We start from the raw sequence: 19,593 nt of genomic DNA, 5'->3' as shown, positions 1-19,593 counted from the left end.
GCGGACAGAGCCGCTACTGTTGAACGGACCCGTCCGCGCGTATTACTGGCGCAGATCGCTCTCAGAAGCCGAGAACACGCCCACACTCTCGACTGTAACGGTCGCGTTCCCGTCACCAGCACCGCCGCGGGGCTCCCCGGAAACGAGGTCGGTGTCGTCGGTCCCGGCCGGTAGCGCAACCGTCGTCGCCTCGTTGCTGAAGTTGAGTACCACGACAGCCGCATCGTCTGCAGTTGCCCGTGCGTACGCGACGACGCGGTCGGACGGTCCGTCCCGGACTTCGTACGGGATTCGGACGAGGTCTGCATCCGCCGACAGCGCCGGCTGGTCGTGTCTGACCGCCGAGAGGTCGCTGACGAACGACTGGAGCGTCTCGTCGGCGTGGTCCCACGCGAGGTCATCGCGCCGGCCGCGCTGGCCGAACTCCTGGCCGGCATACAGCAGCGGCGCGCCCGGGAGCGTGAACAGCGCGCCCGCGGCGGCCTCGGCGGCGTCCCGACCGTAGTCGACGATGTAGCGCGTCTCGTCGTGGTTCTCCGCGTACAGCATGAACGAGGCGTGGTCCGGGAAGCCAATCTCCGCCCGGCCCTCGATGGCACCGAGGACGGCCTCGGCGTCGGCACCGCCACCGACCTGCCGGAGCGCGGCGTAGGTCGTCGAGTCGAAGTGCATATCGAACAGCCCGGCCTGGAAGTCGGGAATGTACGGGATGGTCTCGTCTAGTAGGAGGAACTCGTTGTCGCGGTCCTTGCAGTAGTCGTGAATCTCGCGCCAGAAGCTGTTCGGGACGGCCCAGGCCATATCACAGCGGAACCCGTCGACCAGTTCGGCCCACTGCGCGACCGCATCGAGCAGGTGCCGGCGGACCGGGAGGTGATCGAAGTTGAAGTTCGCGATGTGCTCCCATTCGAAGTAGGTTTCGGGCTCGGTATCGCTTCGCCACTCGTACCAGTCGCGGTACTCGCTGTCCGGGTCGTCGCGGGCGGCCTCGAAGTAGGGGTGGGTCCGCGCCGAGTGGTTGCAGACGAGGTCGAACAGCACCTTGAACCCGCGGTCGTGGGCCGCCTCGATGAACCGCTCGTAGTCCGCGCGGGTGCCGAGGTCCGACGCAATCTCGAAGAAATCAGTGATGTTGTAGCCGTGCGGTGCGTGGTCGTTCTGTAACACCGGCGTGAGCCAGATGACGTCGACGCCGAGCGAGTCGAGATAATCGAGACGGTCGACGATGGCATCGAACGGCGAGTCATCGCTCTCGCCGGCGAACGTGCGGACGTATATCTCGTAGATGACCGAGTCCTCGGCCCAGGCCGGCGCATCGTAGGGCCGTTCAGCGGCGACGCCCCCGCCGCTCGTCACTGTCTCGACGCCGCCCCCATCGCGCGTGAACTCGACGGCGTCAGGTACGCTGTAGCCGTGGTCCCCGACTGCAACGGCATGGATGCGAGCGCGCTCCGGGAGCGCATCCAGCGGAATCCGGAGGTCCGTCCCGTCCCGGGTCACCGCGTCGGTGTCGATGTCGTCGCGGTCGTCCAGCAGGAACTCGACGGCGAGGTCGGCGGCTATCTCGGTTCCTTCGGGGTGGGGACTGCAGTCCGCCCGAACTACGGCCTCGTCGCCCTTGATCTCCGGCCGCAACGTCAGGCGGGGCCGGCCGCCGCCACCGTCGCCGTCACTGTCGTCCCCTGTCTGGGTGTACTCGCCGCTGCCGCTACGGCCGGAGCCGCGTTGCCCGCCGGAGACGCCACCGCTTTGGCCGCCTGAGCGACCGGAACGGCCAGAGGTGTGTGCGCCGCTCGATTCGAGTTGCCCCGGGAACGCGCGGACGGTGAGGTCGTGCTTGCCGTCCGGCGCATTAAGCCGGATAGTGTATCTGCCCGGCGTATCGGGGACGAACTGTTCGACCGGGTCGTCACCGAGCGTGGCAGTAGACTGTACTGGTGCACGCGCGATGTGCCAACTGTATGTCGCCGTCGGGTCCGGGTCGCGGGGCGCGAGTTCGACCTCGTCACCCGTCGCCACGAATCGCGGCGGTCCAGGATGGTGCATAGGTTCACTGCGATTGACAGTGTCTTTGTACTTGGGGTAGCCGCGAGCGTCCCGCCACCAGCGGCATCGCTTTCTGGCTACGGCGTGTACCGTCTCTGTGCCCAGCTACCGACGCGATGCCGGGTTTGCGCTGCTCTGTGGACTGGTACTCGTCGCGTATCTGCGCCGGGCCGGCGCACTCAGTACGCTCTGGACCGAATCCGCCGTCGCTGTCGGCGTCGCCAGTGCACTGGGTGTCGAAGCGCTGTTCGTACTCGATACGCCCGTGGCGTCGCTGTGGGAGCGCCGCGGTGTGCGGACCGGTTCGGCAGTCGCGCTCCTGGCGTGTGCTGGCGGTCTCGCCGCTTTCGTGGGGCCGGTCGTCGTCGCGACGGCGTGCTGGGGACTCGTGACGTACTTCGCTCTCCTCGTGATAAGTCTGTGAGGCCGGTGTGCGTTCGCTCTTTGAAGGAACAGCCTTGTCGACACCCAGCTGGTGGTCTTTTGACACTGTTTCTGGGACTCCAGATAACCACAGGTGCCATCGGCGGACCAATATAGACGTATATCTGGCAGATATTGTTCTCAATTTGATTATCTAACCCCATACGGGAGTTTATAGTGCCCATATACAACCAAATATACGCTAATATCGCCATAATTCGATTTCACATATCTTTATTCCGGCTTTATGACCATATTTCGAAAATGTCTTTATAAACTAGAGAATAGAAGACCACAAGCGAGTATATCAACCCAGCAGTGGGGGCACACGGAGGTATCGAGTGTCCCGTGAATCTCCCTGACCCGGTTCGGCTCAGTCACCACGAGTGCGGCACTCGGCTGTGGAATAACAACTGTACTGGTATTAGAGTGGGCCCGATATCAGGCGACCGTCGCCGATAGCGAGAGACTGGACTGCTGATAACACAACCAGGGCAGTTACTCGTGGGCCAGATTGACCTCAATGACGTTGGCGGCCTGTTGTACCGTGTCGATGAGCTGCGCCTTGCGGCCCGGCGACTGGAGTCGGTTGATCGGTGCGGTGATGCTGATGGCGGCCTCGCGGCGGTCGCCGGTATCGATGGGAACCCCGACACAGCCGGTCCCGTCGACCCGTTCCTCGGTATCGTCGGCAACACCGCGTTCTCGGATCGTCTCTAGCTCCGCGAACAGCGTCTCGCGGTCTGTGATGGTGTTGTCCGTCTCGGCTGGCAGCCCGCGGGTCTCGATGATTTCCGCGACCCGGTCGTCATCGAAACTCGATAGGAGCGCCTTGCCGATAGCGGTCTTGTGCAGGTGGATGCGCTTCCCGAGTCGCGTATCGAGAGCGACCGCCTGGTCGCCACTGGACGTATGGATGTAGCTGCCGTAGCCCTGCTCCTCGATCATCAGGTTCGCCAGTTCGCCGGTCTCGACGGCCATCTGCCTGACCTCTGGCTTTGCGACCTCGTAGATGCCGTCGTAGCGCTGTGCCATGCCGCCGAACTCCAGCCACCGAAGCCCGATCCGGTACTCGCCGTCCCGTTCCACGACCAGCCCCTCGTCTTCCAGCGTCACCAGATGTTTGTATATCGTGCTCTTGGCCGGCTCCAGCGAGTCGGCGAGCTCAACCAGCGTGGCACCCCCACCGAGGTCTTTGATACCCGAGAGTACAGACAGCGAGGTCTGCGTCGCCCGGACCGAGTCCGTTTTTGCCCGTGTCATTAGACACCAGTACTGGTGCCGCTCGAATAAAATTGCCGTATCGGCTGTGACAACCGCTCTTCGCTGGCTTCCGGGACGACACGTTCGGCGAGATGGCTGTCACTTCGTGTGTCCACCGACATGGGCATTCGAAAATACGAAACGGAAAATCGGGTTCGATAGCGCGAGACCAGCAACCGAAGCCATCGGAATTCTGTAACGTGACGACCGAACGGCCACGAGATACCGACAGATCAGTATACGCCGCCGGCTGTTGTCTCATCTGGGTAGACAGGCCTCAAATGATTTCATTCCGATGTATTTCGTTATTTCGAATATGCCGGGAGACGGTGGAAGGACTGCTCTGCTTGATGTTCCGGTCGACGGTGGACGGTAGATTTAACACAGTTCGTTTGGTTTTTTGAGACGAGTTATGAGTGTGACGCGACACTACGACCGCGAGTTCGTCAGAACGTTCTTTACCTCGCCGACAGCCGTCGACGGGGAGGAGGATTCCGCGAAGATGCTGCGAAGCGCCGGCCAGCTCCGCGGCCTGCAGGCCCCGGACGTCTGGGTCCCGGACAACGAGGACGCGACGGCACCGAACATGCGTGAGGAGGGCGTCGAGAACATCATCGATGTCGTCGCCAACCAGGGCGCCGAGTTCCCCGGAGAGATCCACCCACGCGTCGTCTGGCACCGCGAGTCTCCGGCGACCCGCTATCAGGGATTCCAGCAGATGCTGGAGATCACCGACCCCGAGAACGGCGCGGTCGAACACATCGACGGCTTCGTCATCCCGGAAGTCGGCGACATCGACGACTGGAAGAAGGCCGACGAGTTCTTCACCATCATCGAGAATGAGCACGGACTTGCGGAAGGGAGCCTCTCCATGTCGGTCATCGTCGAGAGCGGCGAGGCCGAACTGGCGATGGGCGATCTGCGAGACGAGATGGGCAAACCCTCGAACAACCTCGAACGCATGTTCCTGCTCGTCGACGGCGAGGTCGACTACACGAAGGACATGCGCGCGATGACGCCCACCGGCGAGCTTCCGCCGTGGCCCGAACTGCGGCACAACACCTCCCGCGGGGCCAGCGCCGCGGGCCTCATCGCCGTCGACGGCCCCTACGACGACATCCGCGACGTCGAGGGCTACCGCGAGCGGATGAAGGACAACCGCGCGAAGGGGATGACCGGCATCTGGTCGCTGACGCCGGGCCAGGTCGTGGAGGCGAACACGGCCCCGCTCCCACCGAAGACCGGGAGCTGGCTGCTTGACGTCGGCGGTCAGGAGGTCGAACTCGAAGCACAGGACGGCACACAGGTGTACGACGGCGACGACCTCTCGCTGGAAGCGGACGGTGACGGCGGCTACGTCCTGCAGGCGGGCGGCGAGCGACTGGAACTCGACGAGGACGAACTCACCGAGGAACTGCTCGACCGCACCGCGTACATCCCCAGCATGAACGACATCGTCGACTCGATGGAGGAGTTCGAGGCCGCAAAGGAAGCCGGCAAGGGTGCCATCGCAATGACACAGGCTGCGACGCTGGTCATCGACGGCGTCGAAGTCGAGGTCAGCAAGGACCGGATGTGGGACGAAGCCACCTATCAGGCCGCCCAGACGCCCATCACGCTGTTCCAGGACGTCTACGAGCACCGGCCGGACCAGCACGAGGAACTGGAGGAGATGTACGGCGCTGACATCGTCGAACGCGCCACGGCTGTCGGAAACTAGCTACCGCGTTTCGCCATTCGAAACGCCGTGGGCGCATTCGGTTTTCGAGCGCTTCTGTTTTCGAACGCTTCGGTCTGTGACCCCTCAGCCCTCGAACTGGTCAGTCTTCGAGCGGTTCGATGAGTTCGACGTGATGGCCGTCAGGGTCCGCGACAAAGGCCGTGTACGCGCCGGCCTCCGGCTGGGGGCCTGGCTCCTTGACGACGCCGTGGTGGTCAATGCGGTCGACCGTTGCGTCAACGTCGTCTACACCGAGTGCGAGGTGGTCCCAGCCGGTCCCCATCTCGAAGCTCGTCTCCCCCTCTGTCTCCGAGAGTTGCAGTTCGATGCCGCTGTCGTCGGCCACGTAGTAGTTTGTCGTTTCACCGTCCGGCGTGGTGAACTGCCAGGACTCCTCGAAGCCGAACTGCTCGTAGAACGCGATCGATTCTGTGGCGTCGGCCACGTTCAGGCACATGTGGAGTATGCTTGCGTTGCCCATACATCGCTTCCAGTTCCCTCCGGCAAATAGCTGGCGGGCGACCCAGAGCGAATTGTGACCGCATGCCACAGACTTTAATGATTATTACTCCTGAATGCTGGTATGGCGATTGAAAACGTCGAGGACACCTGGTCAGCACAGGAACTGGACCTGAATCGACCGGATGTCGACGCGTATCGAGATCTGGCGGAAGCGCTCCGTTCGCAGGTCTCGGGTGGGGTTGAGTTCGACGAATACGCCCGGATTCTGTACGCGACAGACGGGAGTATCTACCGCGCCGAACCGGCAGGCGTCGTGTATCCGACCGATATCGACGACGTGCGAGCGGCCGTCGAAGTGGCGACGGGCCACGGCGTTCCGATACTGCCCCGTGGAACCGGGTCGTCGCTCGCTGGACAGACTGTCGGGCCGGGCTGTGTCGTGCTGGATATGTCCCGGCACATGGACGACATACTCGATATTCGGCCGGACGAGCAGACGGCGCACATCCAGCCCGGCGTGGTGCAGGACGACCTTGACGACGCGCTGGCCGAGTACGGCCTGAAATTCGCCCCTGACCCGGCGTCGTCGAACCGTGCCTCGGTCGGCGGCGGCATCGGGAATAACTCCACCGGCGCGCACTCCGTCAGGTACGGTATCACCGACGCGTACACCGACGCGGTGACGGCTGTTCTCTCTGACGGCTCACTCATCCACGCCCGCGAGGTCGTCATCGACTCGCCGGAGTGGGACGACATCGTGGACAAGGACGACCGCGAGGCCGATATCTACCGGACGGTCCGCCAAATCGTCGAGGAGAACGCCGAGGAAATCGAGACACGCTACCCGGACCTCAAGCGCCGAGTGTCGGGCTACAACCTCGACCGCGTCATCTACGAGAACGGCGACGGCGAGCGGGTGCTGAACCTCGCGAAGCTGTTCGTTGGGAGTGAGGGAACCCTCGGGGTTATCGTGGAAGCTGAGCTTTCGCTCGTGACCGTCCCCGAAGAGACCGCGCTGGCGCTGTACTGCTTCGATAACCTCACGGACGCGATGAAAGCGGTCCCGGTGGCGCTTGATTACGGCGTCAGCGCGGTCGAGCTGATGGACGACGAGGTGTTCAGGCTTGCGGCCGGCTCCGACGGCTACGCCGAGTACGTCGACCCGATTCCCGACCGCGCAGCGGCCGCGCTGATGCTGGAATACGACTCGGAACTGCACGACGACTTCGAGGCGGCCATCGCTCGCACCAACGAGCGGTTCGTCGACGAGGGGGAAGCCTTCGACGTGGTCGAGGCCTATACACAGGCCGACCAGGACGACCTCTGGAAGCTCCGGAAGGCGGCCATCCCGCTCCTGATGTCCATGGACGGCGACCCCAAGCCGTACCCGTTCATCGAGGACGCGACGGTCCCGCCGGCAGAACTCGCCGAATATGTCGAGAAGTTTGAAGAAGTGCTGGCCGACCACGACACGTCCGCCGCGTACTTCGCTCACGCCGGTTCCGGGACGCTGCATATCCGTCCGATTCTCAATCTGAAAGAGATGTCGGGCATCGAGGATATGCACTCGATCACGGACGACGTGACCGACCTCGTGCTCGAACACAACGGGTCGTTCTCCGGCGAGCACGGCGACGGGATGGCCCGGACGGAGTTCACTCCCAAGATGTACGGCGAGACGCTCTGGGACGCGTTCAAGGAAGTAAAGACTGCCTTCGACCCACAGTGGTGGATGCACCCGGGCAACGTCGTCTACCGCGAGGGCGCGGAGGATATCGGCCCCGATGCCGACCGCGGCGTCGGCGCGGACATGCGCGAGAACCTCCGGTACGGTCCCGACTACCAGTCTCTGGAGCCACAGACGACCCTCGACTTCGAGGATGAGGGCGGCTTCTCGGAGCTCGTCGAATTATGTAACGGCTGTGGGACCTGTCGACAGACGGACGGGGACGTTATGTGTCCGACCTATCGCGCTTCGGAAGAAGAAGTCCAGACGACGCGGGGCCGTGCGAACCTGCTCCGATCGGCCATCAGCGGCGACCTCGACGAAGAGGAGATTCACTCCGACCGCTTCCAGGAGGAAGTGCTCGACCTCTGTGTCGGCTGCAAGGGCTGCAAGAGCGACTGCCCGACCGGCGTCGACATGGCGAAGCTCAAGACCGAACTGAAACATCAGCACCACGAGGCGGAGAGAGCCAGCCTCCGGGAGCGCCTGTTCGCCAACATCGATACGGCCTCGAAGATTGGGTCGGCGCTGGCCCCAGTCTCGAACTGGGCGACAGCGGTCCCGGGCGCGCGTGTCGTCATGCAGAAACTGTTCGGCATCGCGCCGGAGCGCGAACTCCCCATCTTCCGCCGGGAAACGCTGCGGGACTGGTTTGACGACCGCGGCGGCTCGGCCGTCTCGCGGGCCGAGGCCAACCGCAAAGTCCTGCTGTTCCCCGACACGTATACGAACTACTCGTACCCGGCGGCCGGCAAGGCCGCCATCGAGACACTCGAAGCCGCGGGTATCCACGTGTGGATTCCAGACGACACCGCGCCGTCCGGGCGGGCGGCGTACTCCACCGGCATGCTGGACCTGGCCCGCGAACGGGCCGAGACGAACGTGACCCTGCTCTCGGACCGCGTCGCGGAGGGGTGGGACATCGTGTTCGTCGAACCCTCCGACGCCGTGATGTTCCAGGACGAGTACCGTGACCTCCTCGACAGTCCCGAGGTCTCGCGGGTGGCTGACAGCGCCTACGGCGTGCTGGAATACCTCGACACCTTCCGGCTCGATGACGCGCTACCGGTCGATGACCGGTCACTCGGGGTCGCCGGGTCAGTCAGCTACCACGGCCACTGCAACCAGAAAGGGACCAACAAAGACCACCACGCTGTCGGCGTCATGCGCCGCGTCGGCTACGAGGTCGACCCGCTGGACTCGACGTGCTGTGGTATGGCCGGGAGCTTCGGCTACCACGACGAGCACTACGACCTCTCGAAGACTATCGGGCGGCTGCTGTTCGACAAGGTCGACGAGAGCGACGGTGACCGCGTCGTTGCCCCGGGTGGGTCCTGCCGCTCGCAGCTGGGCGACCGCGACGGCGTCGACGAGATTCCGCCACATCCTATCGAAGTCGTCGCCGAGCGACTACCGGACACGACGACGGTCGGACGGTCAGTGTGACAGGGTCGGCAACCGTTCGCACCCTCTAGAGAGAGTCCCGCTGGACAGTGTCTGGGATGTCCCAGCCACTCATGTGTCTGACGATAATTGAGTTGGTCCTGACACGATAGATTCCAATTTTGTCGATTTTTGCCCCTATATTTGACTAGAGTATATTATAACTGAGATTTTCTATCGATACTTGGTTAATATGGTTGTATCTTGCCCGTTTATAGCTATATATTCGGCGCATATGTATATACTTTCGCAGTGAGGAATCGATTTCCCCTAACTGGAAATTACTGCTCGTGGTTCTGCTCGCATCTAGTTCCTGCGTCGGCTCGGACCGTCCCCTGTTCTGATACAATCAGCTTACTGACACTCTGTGGCCAGAGAAACGAATGTACAGTTGTTAGAAATTGTTCCAGAGGCACGGCGGAACCGTCGCAACCCAGGAGTTAGTCCCGGGTAAACGACGCGGTGCCGTCAGTGAACGCAAGCGACTCGCGGCCGGTGACGTCGGCGGCGGGCGGCAGGTCCTCGATAAGCGGCTCGGAAACGTGGAGCGTCGAGAGGTCCTGTGTGGTCTGTATCCAGACGATGCGGGCGGTGTCGGGGTCGTAGCCGCCAAGCGCAGACAGCGCCGTCTGGATGGCGAACTCGTCGTCCGGCGCGACGAGTGGGAGCTTTGCCTTCGCTGTCGACCCGCTGGTGAGTGCGTTCGCGTACGTCTTCTGCAGGTCCAGCTGGTCGACAGCGGCACGGCGGGTGATGTCGGCCAGTCCGATTCCGTTGCCGTTGCCCTTCGTCGCCTTGGTGAGTCCACGGGCGTACAGCAGCTTAATCGACGGCTCATCGGGGTCTGGCGCGTTGAGGACGCGGTAGCGGCCGATGACGTTCGTGTCCATTCCCGCGCCGGAAACGTCCTTCCCGAGTTCGTCGACGACCAGCAGGTCGATGTCGTCGACCGGAAGCGTCGCCATCTCGTCGTAGGCCTGCTCTAGCAACGCTGGCTCGCGGTCGGTGAACGAGCCCGCGGGAATCGCTTCGACGTGGGCCGTCTCCTCGTGGAAGTTCTCGACAAGCGCTACGCCACCGACGAGCGGTAGCGCCGCTTCGACGGCCGGTAGCGCGGTTTCGAGTGTCTCGACGTACCCCTCTTTGATGGCTGTTGAGTGGAACGCCTTCGCGCCGTGTTGCTTGCCCAGCCCGACCACAGTCATCTTCGTCAGACCGCTCTCGATGCGACCGCTGTAATTCGTGTGGGGTTTCACTCGGTTCACGACGACAACGGCATCCGACTCCTGTGCCGCCGTCGAGACGTGGACCGGAAATTCGGTACTACCGACAGTGACGGTGTCGATCTGGTCGGTGTCCATCCGGGCGTCGATGGGGACACCGAGGCGCGATTCGGTGATGCCCAGACTCTCCAGCACCTCGCGCTGGCCCGCCGGTGTCGCCCCGCCGTGGCTCCCCATCGCCGGGACGACGACGGGCTCGAAGCCCCGCTCGCGAACACCCTCAACGACGGCCTCGGCGATGTCGTCGATACCGTGGATGCCGCGGCTACCGACGGCGACGGCGACGCTCGCACCCGGCTCCAGCCCATCGAAGTCGAATCGGTCGACTTCGGAACGCACCGCGGCCGACGGGTCGTCGACGGCGGCCGTCTCCGGCTCGTACTGGACACGAGCGAACTCCGGCAGCGGCTGTGGGTCAATGAGGTGGTCCACGTCGCCTCGGTTGGGGAAGTTCATATCGGAGCGTTAGAGCCGAGCCATACAAAAACCGGGGCCACACGGCGCTACCGCGGCTGGGTGCCTGAATCTCGTTCCAGAGGGGCGGAAACGCCTGCGACGATGCGCCGCAAGGCGACGCCGTCAGTCCTGTAACAGCAGCCGGACGGCGTCGGAAAGCTGGCCGACGCGAGCGGCGTGTTCGAAGGACTCGTCGCGGATACCGTTCGTGACGAGCGCGAACCCGACGTTCAGCTCGGGGTCGGCCCAGCCGAACGAACTCCCGAGGCCGGCGTGGCCGAACATTCGCTCTTTGCTGGCGGCCCCGAACATATCAGCGGCCAGGCCGCCGGTCCAGACGCCGAGGCCGTAGCGGGCCGGGCGCGACAGCGTGCCGTCGGACTCGGTTTCGGCGTGGGTCGTGGTCGCTTCGTCTACGGTCGCTTCGGTCAGTAGTTCTGTCCCGTCCAGCGACCCGCCGTTTGCGAGACAGGCGTAGAACCGGGCCATATCCCGGGCAGTGCCGATACCGTTGGCCGCGGGAATCACCGTCCGGCGCATCGCTTCCTGATTGAACGCCGCAGCGGACCCAGCAGGATCATCGAGTCCCTCGTCGATATCGTGACACCGCTCGAACGCCTCGTAGCCGGCCAGGGTCGCCACGGTGTCTGGTTCGTCGTCCCGCAGACCGATACCGGTATCGTCCATCCCGAGCGGCTCGAACACGTTCTCCGAGACGTACTCCTCGACCGGCTGGCCGCTACACCGTCGGATGAGTTCACCGACCAGCCAGCCGTAGTTGATGGCGTGATACGCCGGTGTCGTTCCGGGCTCGAACACGGGGTCGATGTCTTCCATCGCCGCGACGACGGCGTCCCAGTCGCCCCAGCGTTCGTACTGTTCGTCGAACTCACCGAACGGAATTCCGGCAGTGTGGCTGAGGACCTGCCGGACTGTGATCGATGCTTTCTGTGTGCCGTCGTCGGCAAACTCCGGCCAGTGTTCGATAACCCGGTCGTCATAGTCGAGTTCGCCCTGCTCGACGAGCTGGTGCAGGCCGACGCCGGCGAACGGCTTCGTACAGGAAAATAGCACGTGGCGCGTCTCGGGCGTCGTTTCGTCGCCGTCGGGACCCGTGGAGCCGCCGGCGAAATCGACGACCAGATGGCCGTCGACGTACACCGCCAGCTGTGCGCCGTGGTGCAGCCCGACATCGAGTTGTCGCTCAAACTGGGCCCGGAGCTGTTCGACATCGCCTGCGCTAAGCTGTGGCATGGTCTGTGTTGAATCCGGTCGCATACTACAAGTTAGGTTCGGTTCGGCGGTGGGACCGACCAGCAGATAGCTACTGCTTGCATTCGAGCTGCCGGACCATCATGGTCGATTATGCGAAACGCTGATGTCACTAAGCGGTCACAACTCCGTATGCTCGAAAACGAGAACGGAACGTCCGAAGTGTCGACGACCCGGACGTCGTTCGAGATTCTGGCGCTGGTTCGGGACGCGGGCGGCGCGACAATCGCGGACATCCGGGCGGAGATGGATCTGGCAAAGAGCACGGTGTATCGGCACCTCAAGACGCTGCACGACATGGACTATCTCGTCGAGGAGAATGGGGAGTACCGGCTTTCACTCCGGTTTTTGCAACTCAGCGAACCGCCGCGGATACGGCGGCCGGGCTATCTCGTCGCCAAGCAGAAAGTCATCGAACTGGCGATAGAGACCGACGAGCGGGCGCTGTTTCTGGTCGAGGAGGGCTTCGAAGGCGTGTATCTCCATCGGGCCGGCGGCCGGAATCCACTGCAAAGCGACACGATGATCGGCAAACGCCGGCCGCTGCACGCGCTCGCTTCGGGGAAAGCCATCCTCGCGGAGTGGTCTGACGAACGCATCGAGGCGTTCGTCGAAGCCACGGCCCTCGAAGAGCTGACGGCGAGCACGATTACCGACCGGAACGTGCTGTTCGAAGAACTGGAACAGGTCCGCGAGCAGGGGTATGCGACCAATATGTCCGAACACATGGACGGCCTGCGCGCGGCGGGCGTGCCGGTGTACAACCACGAGGACGACCTCATCGGCGCGTTGAGCGTCTTCGGGCCGAACGGCCGGGTGAGCCGGGACGACATCGAATCGACGTACCCCGATCTGCTGGAACGGAAAGCCAGCGAGCTGAAAATCGACCTCACGTACGATTGAGAAGCGCAGTTGTGCGTCGGCGAGGTCGTTCCGTATATCGGGCTACGTCGAACGGCCGTCCTACTCGAAGGCCGGGATACCGGTCAGGTCGTGCCCGATGATGAGCGAGTGGATGTCGTGCGTGCCCTCGTAGGTATAGACGGTTTCGAGGTTTGTCAGGTGCCGCATCGGGGAGTAATCGGCCGTAATGCCGTTGCCGCCGAGCATCTCGCGGGCCACTCGTGACTGCTCGCGGGCCATCCGCGCGTTGTTGCGCTTGGCCATCGAGACCTGCTCCGGGCGGAGGTCCCCGCGTTCCTTCAGGTCAGCAAGCCGGTGGGCGAGCAACTGGCCCAGCGATATCTGGGTCGCCATCTCCGCGAGTTTCTCCTGCTGGAGCTGGTATCCGGCGATGGGCTTCCCGAACTGCTCGCGGTCAGTGGCGTACTCGTGGGCGGTCTCGAAACAGTCCATGGCGGCCCCGACCGTCCCCCAGGCGATGCCGTAGCGGGCCTGCGTGAGACAGGACAGCGGCCCCTTCATCCCCTCGACGCCCGGCAGGACGTTCTCTTCGGGGACGCGGGCGTTCTGCACGCTGATCTCGCCCGTGATCGACGCGCGCAGCGAGAGCTTCTCGTCTATCTTGTTCGTCGTCACGCCGTCGCGGTCAGTCTCGACCAGGAAGCCTCGAACCGGGTCGCCATCGGCGGACGTGACTTTCGCCCAGACCACCGCGAGGTCGCTGATGGGCGCGTTTGTGATCCACGTTTTCGAGCCGTTCAGGACGTAGCCGTCGGCGTCGCGCTCGGCCGTCGTCTCCATCGCCGACGGGTTCGACCCGTGTTCGGGCTCGGTCAGGCCGAAACAGCCAACCCGCTCGCCGCTGCCCAGCGCCGGCAGCCACTCCTCTTTCTGGGCGTCGCTACCGTAGGCGTGAATCGGGTACATGACGAGTGCGCCCTGTACGCTGGCCATCGAGCGCAGGCCGCTGTCACCGGCCTCCAGTTCCTGCAACAGGAGGCCGTAGGCTGTCTCACTGAGCCCCGGCAGTCCGTACCCGTCGAGGTTCGGCGCGTAGAACCCGAGTTCGCCCATCTCGGTGATGAGGTCTGTCGGGAACGTCCCATCGATCCAGTGCTGTCCGACATCGGGCTTGACTTCGTTCTCGACGAAGTCCCGGGCTGTGTCCCGGACCATCCGCTCTTCCTCGCCGAGGTCGCTTTCGAGACCGAGGTAATCGATCATACAGGATCTGTGGCCGGGGTTCAATTAAGCGTTTGCCCGGTGCCAAAGGGATAAAAGTCCGTGGCGCTGTCGCTAGCATAGAATGTCGCAACTAGATAGCCAGACGGCGTGGAGCCGACTGTACATCGACGGTGAGTGGCGCGACGCCGGAACGCCTGCTACAATCCCAGTGACGAACCCTGCGACAGGCGAGGAAATCGCAGCGGTCCCCGCTGGGACGGAGGGGGATGTCAACGATGCCTATCAGGCCGCCGAAGCGGCCCAGTCTGACTGGGCGGCGCTACCGCGCGAAGAGCGCAACGAGTACGTCCAGTCGATGATTGCGGTAATGCAGGACCGACTCGACGAAATCGTCGAACTGCTTGCAACGGAGTCCGGCAGCGTACAGGCCAAGGCAACTGCCGAGGCCAACTTCGCGATGGCGGACTTCCAGAGCGCACTGGAGATGGTTCCGCCGGAAGAGGAAGTCCGTGACTCGATGTATCACGAAGACAAGGACCATCACATCGTCCGCGAGCCCGCCGGCGTCGTCGGGATTATCTCGCCGTGGAACTTCCCGCTGCACCTCACGACGCGAGCGCTCGGGCCCGCGCTCGCGCTCGGCAACACTGTCGTCATCAAGCCCGCGACGGACACGCCGATTACCGGCGGGCTCCTGCTGGCCGACATCGCCGAGGAGGCTGGCCTCCCGGACGGCGTCGTCAACGTCGTCACGGGCCACGGCTCCGACATCGGCGACCGGATGGCCGGCCACCCAATCGCTCGCGTGATGTCGTTCACCGGGTCGACGGCAGTCGGCAGGTCCGTGGCCAGTCAGGCCGGAAACGCACTCGCCCTGCCGGCGCTTGAACTCGGCGGGAACGGACCGTTCGTCGTCACCGAGGACGCCGATATCGAAGCGGCCGCAAAGGCCGGCTCCGTCGGCGCGTTCGGCCATCAGGGACAGGTGTGCATCTCGATTAATCGCCATCTCGTCCACGAGGACGTCTACGACAAGTACGTCGAGACGCTCGTCGAACACGCGGAGTCGCTGACCATCGGGAACCCGCTTGACGATGATGTGGAGTTCGGCCCGATCATCAACGAGAGTCAGGTCGAGCAACTCACCTCGTTCATCGAGCAGACCGTCGACGCCGGCGCGACGCTGGAAACGGGCGGCGAGGCCGAGGACCTGTTCCTCGAACCGACCGTCCTCTCGGAGTGTACCAACGATATGTCCGCGGCGTGCAACGAACACTTCGGCCCCGTCGCTCCGGTCATCCCGTTCGAGTCCGACGAGGAAGCCGTCGAACTCGCCAACGACACCGAGTACGGTCTCGCCGCGGGCGTGTACAGCGGTGATATCGAACACGGCCGGACCATCGCCGACCAGATCGACGCCGGGATGGTCCATGTCAACGACCACCCGATTCAGGACGAACCCAACGCCCCGTTCGGCGGGATGAAAAACTCCGGCCTCGGCCGGTACAACGGCGAGTGGATCATGGACGAACTGACCGAGACCAAGTGGATATCCGTCCAGCACGAAGAGCGCGACTACCAGCTGCTCTGAGCTGTCAACTATAGGGCCACAGCAGGTGGCTCAGGATAACGGCTCTGTAGGCTAGGCGAACACGAAACTTATGCCCACTTTCGGCTATCATCCCTCATGGACACACCGCGCCCGGTCGACCGTTCAGCGGAACCGGTCACCGTAGATTCGATAGCACACGACCTCCGTACACTGGGTCTCAAAAGCGGGGAAACAGTACTGGTCCACGGGTCGCTGTCCGAACTGGGATGGGTCTGTGGTGGCGCACCAGCGGTTGTAGACGCCTTGCAGCGTGTCGTCACCGAGAGCGGGGCGGTGGTGATGCCAACGCACTCGCCAGGCAACAGGGACCCCGACAATATGGAGAATCCACCAGTCCCGGACTCGTGGGATGACACGATTCGCGAGCAGTTCCCCCCGTACCGACCGGCAGTGACGCCAACTCGAGGGATGGGTGCAATCGCCGAATGCTTTCGCACGTATCCAGATGTCCATCGGAGTGCCCACCCACAGCATTCGTTCGCCGCGTGGGGTACCGATGCCGAGGCCATTGTTGGCGGTCACGCCTACAATTACTCGCTCGGGGAGACATCACCGCTGTCCGAGGTCTACGACCGTGATGGGACAGTCATGTTTCTCGGGACGTCACATACGACAAACACGTCGCTCCACCTCGCCGAGTACCGCGCCGACATCGACACCGATACCGTCACACATGCCAGTGCCGTCCTCGCCGACGGTGAGCGCGAATGGCGCCACTGGGAGGATATCGAACTCAACGATGAGGACTTCCAAGCCTGTGGCGATGCGTTCGAGTGTGCACACCCCAGCGCCGTCGAGGCAGGCACTGTCGGCGTCGGCGAGTCGAAACTCCTCGCACAACAGCCAATGGTAGACTTCGCCGTCGAGTGGTTGACAGCGAAGCGTTCGTAGGTGCCGGCGACCCGCAGAACAGTGCCGGCGTGTCTCAGAACTCGTCGATGACGGGGATGCCGACGGTCTCGTACTCGCCCATCGAGGCAAGCGTGTCCGGCACGGCATCGAGGGCGAGCGTCTCCCCGACAATCTTCGAGGGGTCGAGCGTCCCGGCGTCGACGAGCCGAAACAGTTCGTCGTAGCGGATCGGCGGCATCCCGTAGGAGCCGTGGAAATCAATCTCCTGAAGCGTCATCGTGTCCACCGGCAGCGAAATCTCTCCGGCCTCCTCGTCGGTGGTGAGGCCGACCTGGACGTGGGTCCCCTGCTTGCCCAGCGACTGCACGGCGTTGCGACACGTCTCGGCGATGCCCAGCGCGTCGATTGCCACGTCGGCCCCGCCGTCCGTGACAGCATGGACCTCGGCGGGGACGTTGTCCGTCTCGGCGGCGTTGATTGTCGTCGCCGCGCCGAGGTCCCGCGCCCGGTCGAGTTTGCCCTCCTGTACGTCGACCGCAATCGGTTCGGCCCCCAGCGCATCGGCGATGTGGACCGCCGACAGCCCGACGCCGCCACAGCCGTGAATCGCGACGGCATCGCCCGGCCTGAGGTCCGCCCGGTCGGTCAGCGCGTGGTACGCCGTCATGAACCGACAGCCGAGGCCGGCCATCTCGGTGAAGTCGACGGTGTCCGGTAGTCTGACGCAGTTGAAATCTGCCTCGCGGACGGGGAACGCCTCGGCGAACGCCCCCGGTGCGGCGTCGAGGAAGCCAAGCGGCATCGATGTCTCGCAGATGTTCGCGTGCCCGCGCTGGCAGTACTGACACGACCCGTCGCCGAGGTGGAACGGGACCGTGACGCGGTCTCCCTCGGAGAACTGTTCGACATCCGCGCCCACGTCGGCGACGACGCCCGCCGGTTCGTGGCCCAGAATCTGCCCGGGACCGGTCTGGATGCCGAACCACTCCCAGTCCCCCTGCCAGGCGTGCCAGTCGCTCCGGCAGACCCCGCAGGCCTCTGTCTCGATGACGACCTGATCCGACTGAGGCTCCGGATAGGGCACGTCCTGAATCGTGAGCGGTTCGCCGTGCTCCTCAATGACAGCGGCTCGCATACGACAACAGTCACAGAGCTATCATAAATACCTATCTGCGGCTGGACTTGTTCTGGCTGGCTCAGTGGCAACAGCTGTGCAGTATCGGAACACCGCCGTCGGGACGGTGGCTGACGACCGGAAAGCGCCGCCACGTTTCGGCTGCGTCTTACGTCGCCGGGGCGTTTTCGGCGACAGTCTCGATGACCGACTCGTCGACGTACTCGTCACGGAGCGTCTGCTTGGAGAACTTCCCGGTCGCGCCCTTGGGAATCCCGTCGACAAGACGGATGGCATCGGGGACCCACCACGACGGATACGACTCGGCGACGAGGTCTTTGATCTCCTGGCGCAACGCGGCTTCGTCGGCCACAGCATCGCGTGTGACGACGAACGCGGCGGGGCGTTCGTCCCAGCGTTCGTGCGGGACAGGGACGACAGCGGCTTCGACCACCTCGTCGTGGCCCATGACCGCGTTCTCGACCTCGACGCTTGCTATCCACTCGCCGCCGCTCTTGACGAGATCGTCCATCCGGTCGACCACGTCGACGTACCCCTCCGGACTCACCCGGACGATGTCACCGGTCTTGAACCAGCCGTCGTCGGTGACGGCCTGTTCGGTCGCATCGGGAGCGTTGTAGTACTCCTGTGTGACCCACGGGCCGCGCATCCAGAGTTCGCCCAGCGACTCGCCGTCCCAGGGCACTTCTTCGCCGTCGGTGTTGACGACTTTGAACTCCAGGCCGGCAATCGGCAGGCCCGCAGAGTGGCTCCGAAGGTCAAACAGTTCCTCTTCCGGCAGGTCCGTCATTCCGGGCTTGGGCTCGTAGGCGTGTGTGACCGGTGACGTTTCGGTCATGCCGTAGCCGGAGATGAGGTCCACGTCGAACTCCTGCTTGTAGTCTTCCATCAGCGACCGCGGCGTCGCGGACCCACCACTGGTGAAGTACCGGACCGACGAGAAGTCTACGTCGGTGTCACGGGCGTACTCTAGCAGCTCCATGAAGACGGTCGGGACCGCTGCGGAGACGGTCACGTCCTCTTCCTCGATAAGCTTCGCCAGGTCCTCGGCTGACGGGTTCGGCCCGGGAAGGACTGTCTTGGCTCCGGCAGCAATCGTCGTGAACGGGCGACACCAGCCGCTGACGTGGAACATCGGGACGTAGGTCAACTCCACGTCGTCAGTCTTGATACCGGCCTGACTGGTCATCAGCGACATGACCTGTGTCCAGTACATCTTCTGGGTGTACTCGACGCCTTTCGGCTTGCCTGTCGTCCCCGAGGTGTAGCACATCCCCGCGGGCTGGTCCTCGGGCAGTTGCGGGAAGGAGTAGTCGGGGTCGCCGTCGGCGATGAACGATTCGTAGTCGACGACCGGTTCCAGCGACGTTTCGGGGACGGTGTCTCCCATCACGATGTACTGCTCGACGGAGGCGAAGGCATCCTCGTCGTACGCCGCTTCGAGTTTCTCCAGCATGACGGGGTCGACGATGAGAATCTCGTCCTCGGCGTCGGCCACGATGTGCCGGATATGCTCGTCGGGGAGGAGGAGATTGATCATGTGGACCTGCGCGCCCATACAGGCGACCCCGTAGTAGGCCTCCTGATGCCAGTGGTTGTTCCAGGCGAACGTCCCGACTCTGTCGCCGCGTTCGATACCCGCCTGTTCAAGCGCCGAGGCCAGCTTTCGGACGCGCTGGGCGTACTCCGCTATCGTGTACCGGTGAATCCCTTGATGTGTCCGCGAGACGATTTCGCTGTCTGGGAACACGTTCTCGCCACGCCACAGGAATGACCGGAGGTTGAGTGGTGCACCACCTGGCATACTCCGTG

General features: G+C 63.6%; 14 protein-coding genes. 6 read left to right on the top strand and 8 right to left on the bottom strand.

The window, feature by feature from the left end:
• Positions 1–42: 42 nt before the first annotated feature.
• Positions 43–2,046 carry an alpha-amylase MalA gene (gene malA, locus C437_RS01090; RefSeq protein WP_004515037.1) on the bottom strand — a complete coding sequence of 668 codons (2,004 nt, stop codon included), beginning with the start codon at positions 2,044–2,046 and terminating at the stop codon, positions 43–45.
• Between the two features lie 97 nt (positions 2,047–2,143).
• On the opposite strand from malA, the gene C437_RS01085 reads away from it, so the two are divergent.
• Entirely contained in the window at positions 2,144–2,470 is a 327-nt protein-coding gene (locus tag C437_RS01085) for a hypothetical protein (protein ID WP_004515036.1), read from the top strand.
• Positions 2,471–2,967: 497 nt separating this feature from the next.
• Here the strand turns inward: C437_RS01085 and C437_RS01080 are convergent, their stop codons facing one another.
• A complete protein-coding gene (locus C437_RS01080; RefSeq protein ID WP_004515035.1) occupies positions 2,968–3,732 on the bottom strand; it encodes an IclR family transcriptional regulator in 765 nt (254 codons plus the stop codon).
• Positions 3,733–4,144: 412 nt separating this feature from the next.
• Here C437_RS01080 and aceB point away from each other — a divergent pair, with 412 nt between their 5' ends.
• Positions 4,145–5,452, top strand: a complete 1,308-nt coding sequence (gene aceB, locus C437_RS01075; protein ID WP_004515034.1) for a malate synthase AceB — start codon at positions 4,145–4,147, stop codon at positions 5,450–5,452.
• A 100-nt stretch (positions 5,453–5,552) separates the two neighbouring features.
• Here the strand turns inward: aceB and C437_RS01070 are convergent, their stop codons facing one another.
• On the bottom strand, positions 5,553–5,933 hold the full coding sequence (locus tag C437_RS01070) for a VOC family protein (protein WP_004515033.1): 381 nt from the start codon (positions 5,931–5,933) through the stop codon (positions 5,553–5,555).
• Positions 5,934–6,035: 102 nt separating this feature from the next.
• On the opposite strand from C437_RS01070, the gene C437_RS01065 reads away from it, so the two are divergent.
• A complete protein-coding gene (locus tag C437_RS01065) occupies positions 6,036–9,086 on the top strand; it encodes an FAD-binding and (Fe-S)-binding domain-containing protein (protein ID WP_004515032.1) in 3,051 nt (1,016 codons plus the stop codon).
• Between the two features lie 437 nt (positions 9,087–9,523).
• On the opposite strand, the gene C437_RS01060 is transcribed toward C437_RS01065, so the two are convergent.
• Both C437_RS01060 and C437_RS01055 read right to left on the bottom strand, forming a co-directional pair.
• Positions 9,524–10,822, bottom strand: coding sequence for a nickel pincer cofactor-dependent isomerase, group 22 (locus C437_RS01060; protein ID WP_004515031.1), 1,299 nt, complete (start codon positions 10,820–10,822; stop codon positions 9,524–9,526).
• 123 nt (positions 10,823–10,945) lie between these two features.
• Positions 10,946–12,076: a serine hydrolase domain-containing protein gene (locus C437_RS01055; protein WP_004515030.1), complete on the bottom strand. Its 1,131-nt coding sequence runs from the start codon at positions 12,074–12,076 to the stop codon at positions 10,946–10,948.
• 150 nt (positions 12,077–12,226) lie between these two features.
• Between C437_RS01055 and C437_RS01050 the strand changes: the two genes are divergently transcribed.
• Positions 12,227–12,997, top strand: a complete 771-nt coding sequence (locus C437_RS01050) for an IclR family transcriptional regulator (protein WP_004515029.1) — start codon at positions 12,227–12,229, stop codon at positions 12,995–12,997.
• A gap of 60 nt (positions 12,998–13,057) precedes the next feature.
• Here C437_RS01050 and C437_RS01045 read toward each other — a convergent pair whose 3' ends face one another.
• Positions 13,058–14,221, bottom strand: a complete 1,164-nt coding sequence (locus tag C437_RS01045; RefSeq protein WP_004515028.1) for an acyl-CoA dehydrogenase family protein — start codon at positions 14,219–14,221, stop codon at positions 13,058–13,060.
• Positions 14,222–14,303: 82 nt separating this feature from the next.
• Between C437_RS01045 and C437_RS01040 the strand changes: the two genes are divergently transcribed.
• Complete coding sequence (locus C437_RS01040; RefSeq protein WP_004515027.1) at positions 14,304–15,773, top strand: aldehyde dehydrogenase family protein; 1,470 nt, start codon at positions 14,304–14,306, stop codon at positions 15,771–15,773.
• A gap of 96 nt (positions 15,774–15,869) precedes the next feature.
• A complete protein-coding gene (locus C437_RS01035; RefSeq protein ID WP_004515026.1) occupies positions 15,870–16,685 on the top strand; it encodes an aminoglycoside N(3)-acetyltransferase in 816 nt (271 codons plus the stop codon).
• 34 nt (positions 16,686–16,719) lie between these two features.
• Here the strand turns inward: C437_RS01035 and C437_RS01030 are convergent, their stop codons facing one another.
• Complete coding sequence (locus C437_RS01030; RefSeq protein ID WP_004515025.1) at positions 16,720–17,781, bottom strand: zinc-dependent alcohol dehydrogenase family protein; 1,062 nt, start codon at positions 17,779–17,781, stop codon at positions 16,720–16,722.
• A 148-nt stretch (positions 17,782–17,929) separates the two neighbouring features.
• Positions 17,930–19,585: a long-chain-fatty-acid--CoA ligase gene (locus C437_RS01025; RefSeq protein WP_004515024.1), complete on the bottom strand. Its 1,656-nt coding sequence runs from the start codon at positions 19,583–19,585 to the stop codon at positions 17,930–17,932.
• Positions 19,586–19,593: the final 8 nt, after the last annotated feature.

It is taken from the genome of Haloarcula vallismortis ATCC 29715 (assembly GCF_000337775.1).
GTDB lineage: Archaea > Halobacteriota > Halobacteria > Halobacteriales > Haloarculaceae > Haloarcula > Haloarcula vallismortis.
Note: the sequence above shows the minus strand (reverse complement) of the source record. Positions and strands in the feature narration are given on the sequence as shown.

Coding starts and splice junctions, on each gene's coding strand:
- malA (WP_004515037.1), bottom strand. CDS start 2,046: ATGCACCATCCTGGACCGCCGCGATTCGTGGCGACGGGTGACGAGGTC.
- C437_RS01080 (WP_004515035.1), bottom strand. CDS start 3,732: ATGACACGGGCAAAAACGGACTCGGTCCGGGCGACGCAGACCTCGCTG.
- aceB (WP_004515034.1), top strand. CDS start 4,145: ATGAGTGTGACGCGACACTACGACCGCGAGTTCGTCAGAACGTTCTTT.
- C437_RS01070 (WP_004515033.1), bottom strand. CDS start 5,933: ATGGGCAACGCAAGCATACTCCACATGTGCCTGAACGTGGCCGACGCC.
- C437_RS01065 (WP_004515032.1), top strand. CDS start 6,036: ATGGCGATTGAAAACGTCGAGGACACCTGGTCAGCACAGGAACTGGAC.
- C437_RS01060 (WP_004515031.1), bottom strand. CDS start 10,822: ATGAACTTCCCCAACCGAGGCGACGTGGACCACCTCATTGACCCACAG.
- C437_RS01055 (WP_004515030.1), bottom strand. CDS start 12,076: ATGCCACAGCTTAGCGCAGGCGATGTCGAACAGCTCCGGGCCCAGTTT.
- C437_RS01050 (WP_004515029.1), top strand. CDS start 12,227: ATGCTCGAAAACGAGAACGGAACGTCCGAAGTGTCGACGACCCGGACG.
- C437_RS01045 (WP_004515028.1), bottom strand. CDS start 14,221: ATGATCGATTACCTCGGTCTCGAAAGCGACCTCGGCGAGGAAGAGCGG.
- C437_RS01040 (WP_004515027.1), top strand. CDS start 14,304: ATGTCGCAACTAGATAGCCAGACGGCGTGGAGCCGACTGTACATCGAC.
- C437_RS01035 (WP_004515026.1), top strand. CDS start 15,870: ATGGACACACCGCGCCCGGTCGACCGTTCAGCGGAACCGGTCACCGTA.
- C437_RS01030 (WP_004515025.1), bottom strand. CDS start 17,781: ATGCGAGCCGCTGTCATTGAGGAGCACGGCGAACCGCTCACGATTCAG.
- C437_RS01025 (WP_004515024.1), bottom strand. CDS start 19,585: ATGCCAGGTGGTGCACCACTCAACCTCCGGTCATTCCTGTGGCGTGGC.